The sequence below is a fragment of the Stenotrophomonas sp. HMWF003 genome (assembly GCF_003061285.1).
In the GTDB taxonomy this organism is placed as follows: domain Bacteria; phylum Pseudomonadota; class Gammaproteobacteria; order Xanthomonadales; family Xanthomonadaceae; genus Stenotrophomonas; species Stenotrophomonas maltophilia_AP.
Genome location: NZ_QAIW01000428.1, coordinates 4,786 through 14,593 on the forward strand (window position 1 = coordinate 4,786; position 9,808 = coordinate 14,593).

Annotated in this window: 10 protein-coding genes; all 10 read left to right on the plus strand. The window is 69.0% G+C overall.

Features of this window, described 5'->3' with window-relative positions:
- The coding region (locus DBR34_RS23960; protein ID WP_258224112.1) for a YadA-like family protein at positions 1–566 on the plus strand (566 nt) is incomplete at its 5' end.
- 158 nt (positions 567–724) lie between these two features.
- Positions 725–2,578, plus strand: a complete 1,854-nt coding sequence (locus DBR34_RS18350) for a S8 family peptidase (RefSeq protein WP_128097842.1) — start codon at positions 725–727, stop codon at positions 2,576–2,578.
- Positions 2,579–2,870: 292 nt separating this feature from the next.
- Complete coding sequence (gspE, locus tag DBR34_RS18355) at positions 2,871–4,598, plus strand: type II secretion system ATPase GspE (RefSeq protein WP_128097843.1); 1,728 nt, start codon at positions 2,871–2,873, stop codon at positions 4,596–4,598.
- 37 nt (positions 4,599–4,635) lie between these two features.
- Complete coding sequence (locus tag DBR34_RS18360) at positions 4,636–5,856, plus strand: type II secretion system F family protein (protein ID WP_128097844.1); 1,221 nt, start codon at positions 4,636–4,638, stop codon at positions 5,854–5,856.
- Between the two features lie 46 nt (positions 5,857–5,902).
- On the plus strand, positions 5,903–6,331 hold the full coding sequence (gene gspG / locus DBR34_RS18365) for a type II secretion system major pseudopilin GspG (RefSeq protein WP_038690559.1): 429 nt from the start codon (positions 5,903–5,905) through the stop codon (positions 6,329–6,331).
- A gap of 93 nt (positions 6,332–6,424) precedes the next feature.
- Positions 6,425–6,844, plus strand: coding sequence for a GspH/FimT family pseudopilin (locus DBR34_RS18370; protein ID WP_128097849.1), 420 nt, complete (start codon positions 6,425–6,427; stop codon positions 6,842–6,844).
- Positions 6,841–7,257 (plus strand): prepilin-type N-terminal cleavage/methylation domain-containing protein, encoded by a 417-nt coding sequence (locus DBR34_RS18375; protein ID WP_128097845.1) that lies wholly within the window; start codon positions 6,841–6,843, stop codon positions 7,255–7,257. Before DBR34_RS18370 ends, DBR34_RS18375 begins: the two co-directional genes overlap by 4 nt.
- Positions 7,254–7,886, plus strand: a complete 633-nt coding sequence (locus DBR34_RS18380; RefSeq protein WP_128097846.1) for a type II secretion system protein J — start codon at positions 7,254–7,256, stop codon at positions 7,884–7,886. The genes DBR34_RS18375 and DBR34_RS18380 overlap by 4 nt, the downstream gene beginning before the upstream one ends.
- Positions 7,883–8,746, plus strand: coding sequence for a type II secretion system protein GspK (locus DBR34_RS18385; protein ID WP_128097847.1), 864 nt, complete (start codon positions 7,883–7,885; stop codon positions 8,744–8,746). Before DBR34_RS18380 ends, DBR34_RS18385 begins: the two co-directional genes overlap by 4 nt.
- Positions 8,743–9,808 (plus strand): PilN domain-containing protein (locus DBR34_RS18390; protein ID WP_128097848.1); only part of this gene is annotated, 1,066 nt, incomplete at its 3' end. The genes DBR34_RS18385 and DBR34_RS18390, both read left to right, overlap by 4 nt.

Here is a 9,808-nt window from a genome sequence, read left to right on the forward strand (position 1 = left end):
AGGCGGTGGTCATGGGTGAGGGTGCCGTGGCCAGCGGGGCCTCGGCCACCGCGATCGGCCAGGGGGCCACCGCAACGGCGGCCAACTCGGTCGCGCTGGGCCAGGGCTCGGTTGCCGATCGTGCCGACACGGTGTCGGTGGGCAGCGTCGGCAACGAACGCCAGGTCGCCAACGTTGCCGCTGGTACGCAGGCCACCGATGCAGTCAACAAGGGCCAACTGGACGGCGGCATCGCAACGGCCAACAGCTACACCGACCAGCGCTTCGGCGCGATGGCCGACAGCTTCGACATCTACAAGGGCGAAATCGACCAGCGCCTGCGCCATCAGGACCGTCGCATCGACCGCCAGGGCGCGATGAGCGCGGCGATGCTCAACATGGCCACCAGCGCCGCCGGCGTGCGTACCCAGAACCGGGTGGGCGTGGGCGTGGGCTACCAGGGCGGGGAGTCGGCGTTGTCGCTGGGCTACCAGCGTGCGCTCAGCGAACGCGCCACGGTGACCATCGGCGGTGCCTTCAGCAGCGATGACAGCTCGGTGGGCGTGGGTGCCGGCTTCGGCTGGTAAGCAGACGTGGCAAGGCGTGGCCTGGTTGGGCCACGCCGCAAGCAATGCAAGGCCTGAGGGGGCGGGTCACGGGAACCCTGGCCAGGGCCGGCCAGGGAACTCGCATGGAATGTTGGCCTGAACAGTCGTTTGATCATGACCTTGAAGAGGATTTCAACGTGACCAGTAAGCAGAACCTTCGCATCAACGTGCTGGCAGCCGCGCTGCTGTCGATCTCGGCCGGTTCGGCGTTCGCCGCCAGCCCGCGTACCGAGGAACCCAAGCGCCCGGCCACTGCCGCGCAGCAGACCAGCAACGGCATCATCGTCAAGTACCGCGCCGGCAGCGCTGCTGCCACGGACCGTTCGGCCAAGCTGGCCGTGGTCAACTCGGCGCTGTCGCGCGCGACGCTCAACGGTGGCACCGCGCGCGCTGGCGCGCTCAACCCGCAGGTGGTGCGCAAGCTCGGCGTGGGCGCCGACCTGATCCGCCTGCAGAGCCGCCTGGGCGATGCCGAACTGCAGAAGGTGCTGGCCGAGCTGAAGGCCGACCCGACCGTGGAATACGCCGTGGTCAATGCGCGCATGCAGCGCGCCGACCTGCGCGCCAAGCCGACCGAAACCAAGCAGCTGGTGCCCAACGACCCGTACTACGCGCAGTACCAGTGGCACTTCGGCAACGCCACCGGCGGCATCAACGCGCCGTCGGCGTGGGACGTGTCGCAGGGCGAGGGCGTGGTGGTGGCGGTGATCGATACCGGCATCCTGCCCAACCATGAAGACTTCAGCGGCAACCTGCTGGAAGGCTACGACTTCATCAGCGACGCCGAAACCTCGCGACGTCCGACCGACGCCCGCGTCCCGGGTGCGCTGGATTACGGCGACTGGGTGGAGAACGACAACGAGTGCTACACCGGCTCGCTCGCCGAAGACAGCTCCTGGCACGGCACCCACGTGGCCGGCACGGTCGCCGAAGCCACCAACAACGGCGTCGGCATGGCCGGCGTCGCCTACAAGGCCAAGGTGTTGCCGGTGCGCGTGCTTGGCAAGTGCGGCGGCAGCCTGGCCGACATCGCCGATGCCATCACCTGGGCCTCCGGCGGCACCGTGGCGGGCATTCCGGCCAACGCCAACCCGGCTGAAATCATCAACATGAGCCTGGGCGGCAGTGGCGCCTGCGACCCGGTCTACCAGGCCGCGATCAACGGTGCGGTGTCGCGTGGCACGCTGGTGGTGGTGGCCGCGGGCAACGCCGGTGGCAACGTCGCCAACGCGCGTCCGGCCAACTGCAACAACGTGGTTGCGGTGGGCGCCACGCGCATCACGGGCGGCATCACCTACTACTCCAACTACGGCGCGGCGGTGGACCTGTCGGCCCCGGGTGGCGGTGGCAGCGTCGATGGCAATCCGGGCGGTTACATCTGGCAGGCCATCTCCAGCAGCACCACCTCGCCGGAACTGGGTACCTCCGATTACGGCGGCAAGGGCGGCACCTCGATGTCCTCGCCGCACGTGGCAGCAGTGGCCGCCCTGGTGCAGAGCGCACGCATCGCCAACAACCGCGACGCGTTCACCCCGGCCCAGCTGGAGACCCTGCTCAAGGAAACCGCGCGCAAGTTCCCGGTGACCATCCCGGCGGCCACCCCGATCGGTACCGGCATCGTCGATGCCAAGGCAGCGCTGGCCAAGGCGCTGGAAGAAGAGTGCACCGAGAACTGCGGTCCGACCGCGATCCCGCTGACCAACAAGGTGGCCGTCGGCGGCCTGAGCGGCGCCGGTGGCAGCGAAGTGCTGTACAGCTTCGACGCGCAGGCCGGCAAGGTGCTGAGCCTGCTCACCTACGGCGGCAGCGGCAACGTGTCGGTGTACGTCAGCCAGGGCAAGGAGCCGACCGCCACGGTATTCGACGCCAAGTCGACCCGCCCGGGCAACAGTGAAACCGTGCGGTTCACCGCGCCGGTGGCGGGCACGTACTACATCAAGCTGGTCGGCGAGTCCGCGTTCAGCGGCGTCAGCGTCATCGCCAACCAGTAACGGGTGTGTGGTTGTTGGGGAGCCGGTCCTGTGACCGGCTCCCCATTTTTTTGGGCGATCATCCTCCGGGTAGAGCCACCCCATGGGTGGCTGCCGCGCTGATCGTGCACCACGCGCAGCCACCCATGGGGTGGCTCTACCCCCGTGTGGGTGCGGTGTCTCTCCGTGGTCGTGCCTGTCGCCATTTACCCAGGCATCGGGTCGTCTCGCCGGTCGCGTCCAATTCACATCGCACCGGCACGTAAAGCGACCCGCTGAACTGCTAAAGTCATGCGGTCGCCAGGAGAGCTTCGTGAACGCGGTTGCCCACGATCCCACTGCAGAAACCACTGCGGAAACCCGCATCGTCGACGCGTTGCTGCGCAACGGGCGCCTGAAGGAAGGCGACCTGGCGCGGGCACGTCCGCTGCACCGCGAATCCGGCGGCAGCCTGCTGCAGTTGCTGGTGCGGCTGGGCCTGGTGTCCGAACGCGACCACGCCCAGGCCAGCGCCGAGGTGCTGGGCCTGGCCCTGCTCGACGCGCGCGCCGTGCCCGAAGTGGCCCCCGAATCGCTGCTCGATGCACTGCCGTTGTCGCTGCGCTTCCTCAAGCAGTTCCATGTCTGTCCGCTGGCCCTGCACGATGGCGTGCTGGACCTGTGGCTCAGCGACCCGCAGGACCCCTATGCCGCCGATGCCGTGCGTCTGGCGATGGGCGTACCGGTGCGGCTGCATGTCGGGCTGCGCTCGGAAATCGATGACCTGATCGAGCGCTGGTACGGCCAGGGTCGCAGTGCGATGGGCGCGATCGTGGAAACCGCCGATGGCGAAGGCAGCGCGGTCGACGACATCGAACACCTGCGTGACCTCGCGTCAGAAGCGCCGGTCATCCGCCTGGTCAACCTGGTGATCCAGCGCGCCTTCGAACTGCGCGCCTCGGACATCCACATCGAACCGTTCGAAAACCGGCTCAAGGTGCGTTACCGCGTCGACGGCGTGCTGATCGAGGGCGAAAGCCCGCCGGCCAACCTCACCGCCGCGGTGATCAGCCGCGTCAAGATCATGGCCCGGCTCAACATCGCCGAGCGCCGCCTGCCGCAGGACGGCCGCATCATGCTGCGCGTGCAGGGCAAGGAGCTGGACCTGCGCGTGAGCACCGTGCCCACCGCGCACGGCGAAAGCGTGGTGATGCGCCTGCTGGATCGCGATACCGTCGTCTTCGATTTCCACCGGCTCGGGTTCACCGACGCGTTCCTGCCGCAGTTCCGCAAGGTGCTCGAGCAGCCGCACGGCATCCTGCTGGTCACCGGCCCCACCGGCTCGGGCAAGACCACCACGCTGTATACCGCGCTCAGCCAGCTCAATACCGCCGACGTCAAGATCATCACTGTGGAAGACCCGGTGGAGTACCAGATCGAAGGCATCAACCAGATCCAGGCCAAGCCGCAGATCGGGCTCGACTTCGCCCACGCGCTGCGCAGCATCGTGCGCCAGGACCCGGACATCATCATGATCGGCGAGATGCGCGACCTGGAAACGGCGCGCATCGCCATCCAGTCCGCACTCACCGGCCACCTGGTGCTGTCCACGCTGCACACCAACAACGCCGCAGGCGGCATCACCCGCCTGCTCGACATGGGCGTGGAAGATTACCTGCTCACCTCCACCATCAACGGCATCCTGGCCCAGCGCCTGGTACGCCGGCTCGAACCGCAGCACGCCGTGCGCTACCTCGCCTCGCCGGAGGAGATCGAGAAGTTCGGCCTGCGCCGCCTGCAGCCGCAGGGCGATATTTTCCTGTACCGCGCACAGCCCTCGGCGATCGCACCCACCGGCTACCTGGGCCGCACCACCATCATGGAATTCCTGGTGATGAACGACGAGCTGCGCCGCGCGGTGATGCGTCGCGCCGGCATGGGCGAGATCGAGCAGATCGCGCGCGCGGCCGGCATGCGCACGATGTACGAAGATGGTCTGGCCAAGGCGTTGCTGGGCCACACCACGCTGGAGGAAATTCTGCGCGTGACCGAGGAATCCTGATGCGCCTCCACCGCACCTGGCCGGCGGGCCGCTGAGCATGGCGCTGTACCGCTACAAGGCGCTCAATGCGCACGGCGAACTGTTCGATGGGCAGATGGAAGCCGCGAGCGAGGCCGACGTGGTCACCCGCCTGCAGGACCAGGGCCACCTGCCCATGGAAGCGCGCCTGGCCAGCGAGGGCGTGGCCACGGCCACCTCGTGGGCCGCGCTTTTGCGCCGCAAGCCGTTCGACGGTGCCGCGCTGGTGCAGTTCACCCAGCAGCTGTCCACCCTGCTGGGCGCCGGCCAGCCGTTGGACCGCGCGCTGACCATCCTGCTGGAACTGCCCGAGGATGAGCGCAGCCGCCGCGCCATCACCGACATCCGCGACGTGGTGCGCGGCGGTGCGCCGTTGTCCACCGCGCTGGAACGCCAGCATGGGCTGTTCTCGCGGCTGTACATCAACATGGTGCGTGCCGGCGAGGCCGGCGGTAGCCTGCACGACACGCTGCAACGCCTGTCGGAATACCTGGAACGCAGCGCCGAGCTCAAGGGCAGGGTGATCAACGCGTTGATCTACCCGGCGATCCTGCTGGCGGTGGTCGGCGGCGCGCTGCTGTTCCTGCTGGGCTACGTGGTGCCACAGTTCGCGCTCATGTATGAAAGCCTGGACGTGGCCCTGCCGTGGTTCACCCAGTGGGTGCTGGCTGCCGGGCTGGTGGTGCGCGACGGCTGGCTGGCGATGATCGTGGTGCCGGCGCTGGCGTTGCTGGTGATCGAGCGCAAGCTGCGTCAGCCCGCGTTCCGCCTGGCGATGGACGGCTGGCTGCTGCAGCGCAAGGGCATCGGTCCGCTGCTGGCCAAGCTGGAAACCGCGCGGCTGGCGCGTACCCTGGGCACCCTGCTGCGCAACGGCGTGCCATTGCTGGCCGGGCTGGGCATCGCACGCAACGTGCTGGGCAACCGCGCCCTGGCTGCCGACGTGGATGCGGCCAGCGACGACGTCAAGAACGGCAACGGCCTGTCGGTGTCGCTGGCACGCGGCAAACGCTTCCCGCGCCTTGCCCTGCAGATGATCCAGGTGGGCGAGGAATCCGGCGCACTGGACACCATGCTGCTAAAGACCGCCGACACCTTCGAGCAGGAAAGCGCACGCGCCATCGACCGCCTGCTGTCGGCGATGGTGCCGGTGATCACCCTGGTGCTGGCGTCGGTGGTCGGGCTGGTGATCGTCGCCGTGCTGGTGCCGCTGTATGACCTGACCAATGCCATCGGCTGACGATGGCCATTCCGCATTCCCCCGACCCCTGCAAGGAGCCTGCCGCATGCAACGCCGCCTGATCCGCTTCACCTCGCCGCGCCGCCAGGCCGGCATGAGCCTGTTGGAAATCATCATCGTGATCGTGCTGATCGGCGCGGTGCTGACCCTGGTGGGCAGCCGCGTGCTGGGCGGTGCCGACCGCGGCAAGGCCAACATCGCCAAATCGCAGGTCCAGACCGTGGCCGGCAAGGTCGAAAACTACCAGCTGGATACCGGCAAGCTGCCGGCCAAGCTGGACGACCTGGTCACCCAGCCCGGCGGCACCAGCGGCTGGCTGGGGCCGTATGCCAAGCCGGCCGAACTCAACGACCCGTGGGGCCACCCGCTGGAATACCGCGCCCCCGGCGAAGGCCAGCCGTTCGACCTGATCAGCCTGGGCAAGGACGGCAAGGTGGGCGGCAGCAGCTACGACGCCGACATCAAGTACGAGTAAGCCCGCTTGCCGGTCGTCGCCCTGCCATGCACGCGCTTGCCCCGCCGCCCGCCGCGTTCCCTGCGCCGGGTGTCCGGGCTGTCGTTGTTGGAAATGCTGCTGGTGGTGGCGCTGATCGCCATCATCGGGGCGGTGACCGCCACCGCGATGAACGGCGGCATCGACGGCATGCGGCTGCGCAATGCCGGCAAGGAACTGGCCAGCCAGCTGCGCTACACGCGCACCCAGGCCATCGCCACCGGTGAGCGTCAGCGCTTCCTGATCGACCCCCAGGCGCGCACCTGGCAGGCGGCCAACGGTCGCCACGGGACCGTGCCGCCCAGCCTGGAGGTGCGCTTCCGCGGCGCGCGCGAAGTGGCCACCGCCACCGGGCAGGGGGCCATCGCGTTCTATCCCGATGGCGCTTCCAGCGGCGGCAGCATCGACCTGCAGGTGCGCGAAGCGGTCTGGCACATCGACGTGGGCTGGATCACCGGGGACGTGCGCTCGGGCCCACGGCGGGATCGTCCATGAAGCATCATCGCGGCTATTCGTTGCTGGAGGTGATCGTGGCGTTCGCAGTGCTGGCGCTGGCGCTGACCCTGCTGCTGGGCAGCCTGTCCGGCGCCTCGCGGCAGATCAAGCAGGCCGACCTGCGCAGCCGCGCGGTGCTGCATGCGCAATCGCTGCTGGCGGTCACCGGTGTGGTCGAGCCGCTGCAGGACGGCGAGCGCAGTGGCGAATGGGAAGACGGCCGCTACCGCTGGACATTGCAGGTTGCGCCGTACCAGGAGCCGCGCACCGATGCGTTGCCGGTGGCCGACACCGTGGCCGGCCCCCGTCTGGCGCAGCTGACCCTGCAGGTGTCGTGGGGCGACACCGACGCCGATCGCATGCAATGGCGCAGCCTGCGTCTGCTGCCCGCCAGCCCGGGTACGCCACGATGAGCCGTGCGCACCGCGGCTTCACCCTGATCGAAGTGCTGCTGGCCACCGCGTTGCTGGTCGGCGGGCTGGCGCTGGCCTTCGCCACCGTGCGCTCGGCACTGGCGATCAGCCAGCGCGGCGAACAGATGGCCGCGCACAACGAGCGCATGCGCGCGGTGGAAGGCTTCCTGCGGCGGCGCCTGTCGATGGCCATGTTGACCGCCACCACGCCACCGGACCCCACCCGCGAACCGGTGTACTTCCTGGGCGAGCCGCAGCACATGGTGTTCGTGTCCGATCTGCCCGGCTACCTCGGCCGCGGTGGCCCGTACGTGCACGAACTACAGGTGCGGGGCAGCGGCGACGCGCAGCGCCTGGACCTGGCGCTGACCCTGGTGCAGAACGGCGAACGCATCGAGGAAAACCCGCCGCGCCCGCCCGAGGCGCTGGCCGATGCGCTGCGTGCGGTGAGCTTCCGCTACCGCGGAATCGACCCGCGCAACGGGCAGCTGGGGGACTGGCAGGACCGCTGGGAAGACACCCGCCGCCTGCCGAGCCTGGTCTCCATCAGTGTCACTCCGCGCCAGGGCCCGGCGTGGCCGCCGATGGTGGTTGCGTTGGCGCAGCAGCCACGCGGGGCACGGCCATGAGGCGCGCGCGCGGTGCCGCGCTGGTGCTGGTGCTGTGGCTGATCGCGCTGCTCACCGCGGTGGTTGGCGCGTTCGCGCTGAGTGCCCGCATCGAGCACATGCAGCAGCGCGTGATCAACGACGATGCCATCGGCCAGGAACATGCGCGTGCCGGGCTGGAGTATGCGCTGTACCGGCTGCAGCCCAGTGCGACCCGGCCGCCGTGGGTGGCCGACGGGCGGCGCTATCGCTGGGAGTTCGACCAGCGCCGCATCGACCTGCGCGTTGTCGACGAGAACGGCAAGATCAACCTGAACCTGGCCGACGCCACGTTGCTGCGTGCATTCCTCGCGGCGATGGACGTTGCGCCCGAACGTGCCGGCCCGCTGGCGGGCGCGATCATCGACTGGCGCGATGCCGACAGCCTCAAGCAGCCCGGCGGCGGTGCCGAACTGCCCGACTACGTGGCGGCAGGGCTGCCGTATGGCCCGCGCAACAACCGCTTCGAGACGCTCGGCGAACTGCAGCGCGTGCTCGGCATGGATGCGACGTTGTATGAACAGCTGGAGCCGATGCTGACCCTGTACAGTCGGCAGTCGCGTCCGGACCCGCGTTTCGCGGCCGGTCCGGTGTTGACGGCATTGGGGCTGGATGCACCGCGGCTGCTTGCCGAACGCGAGCGGGCCCAGGCCGGTGAAGATGCAAAAGTGGGCGGTGCGGCGCTTGCCAGTGGCAGCGGCACCTATAGTATCGAGAGCCGCGCAACGGATGAGCGCGGCAAAGTGTCGGTTCTGCGGGGCGTGGTGCGGACGGGGACCGCAGGCACGCCGGGAACGACTTACACGGTCCTTCGATGGGAACAGGGAATGGCAGCACGATGACGGCATGGCGGGACACTCTGGTGCGGGCGCAGGGGCAGATGGCGCCGGGCGTGGTCAACGGCCTGCGCTGGTGGCGGCGTTCGTTGCTGGCGTGGCTGCCCGAGCGCTGGCAATGGGCGCTGGGCTGGTCACGGTCACGCCTGTTGCTGCAGCAGCAGGGCGAGCAGCTGCACGTGCTGCGCGATGGCGGACTGCACACCGAACAGGTGCTGGAATTGCCTTGGCCCCAGACCCCGGCTGCACTGGAACAGCGCCTGGACGCACGCCTGCGCACGTTGCCGCGGCATTGGCTGCTGCCGGCCACGGCCGCGCTGCGCCGTCCGCTGCGCCTGCCTGCGGCGGCCGCCAGCCGCCTGCGGGATGTGGTGGGTTTCGAGATCGACCGGCAGACCCCGTTTGAACCGGCGCAGGTCAGCTTCGATGTGCGCGAGCTGGGCGCACTCGATGACGGCCAGCTGCAGGTGGAACTGGTGGTGATGCCGCGCCAGGCGCTGGAGCAGTGGGCGCAGCAGGTGGGCCCGTGGGCGCAGGGCCTGGCAGGGGTGGATATTGCCGACGCCGCTGGCCAGCCGCTGGGGGTGAACCTGCTGCCGCTGGACCAGCGGCACGCCCAGCGCGATCCGATGCGCCGCTGGAACCTGCTGATGGGGCTGGCCGCGCTGGTGCTGCTGGCCCTGGCCGGCCAGCAGATCCTGGACAACCGCCAGGCCGCCGCCGATGCGCTGGGCGAGCAGGTCAACGCGGCCGCACGCGATGCACGCCAGGTTGCCGCCGAGCGCCAGCACCTGCAGACGCTGGTGGAAGGCGCGGCATTCCTCGAACAGAAGCGCATGGCCCATGCCAGTACCGTGGAGCTGTGGAACGAGCTGACCCGGCTGCTGCCCGATGGCACCTATCTGGAAAAGCTGTCGGTGGAAGGCGATTCCCTGCAGTTGATCGGGCTGAGCCGCGAGGCGTCGCAACTGGTGCCGCTGCTGCAGGACTCACCGCTGTGGCGCAAGGTGAACCTGACCGGCGTGCTGCAGGCCGATGGTGGCGCGGCAGGCCGCGACCGCTTCACCC

What these genes read in the sequence shown, in the direction of transcription:
- DBR34_RS18360 (WP_128097844.1), top strand. Translation starts at nt 4,636, where the DNA reads ATGGCGCTGTACCGCTACAAGGCGCTCAATGCGCACGGCGAACTGTTC.
- DBR34_RS18370 (WP_128097849.1), top strand. Translation starts at nt 6,425, where the DNA reads ATGCTGCTGGTGGTGGCGCTGATCGCCATCATCGGGGCGGTGACCGCC.
- DBR34_RS18380 (WP_128097846.1), top strand. Translation starts at nt 7,254, where the DNA reads ATGAGCCGTGCGCACCGCGGCTTCACCCTGATCGAAGTGCTGCTGGCC.
- gspG (WP_038690559.1), top strand. Translation starts at nt 5,903, where the DNA reads ATGCAACGCCGCCTGATCCGCTTCACCTCGCCGCGCCGCCAGGCCGGC.
- DBR34_RS18385 (WP_128097847.1), top strand. Translation starts at nt 7,883, where the DNA reads ATGAGGCGCGCGCGCGGTGCCGCGCTGGTGCTGGTGCTGTGGCTGATC.
- DBR34_RS18375 (WP_128097845.1), top strand. Translation starts at nt 6,841, where the DNA reads ATGAAGCATCATCGCGGCTATTCGTTGCTGGAGGTGATCGTGGCGTTC.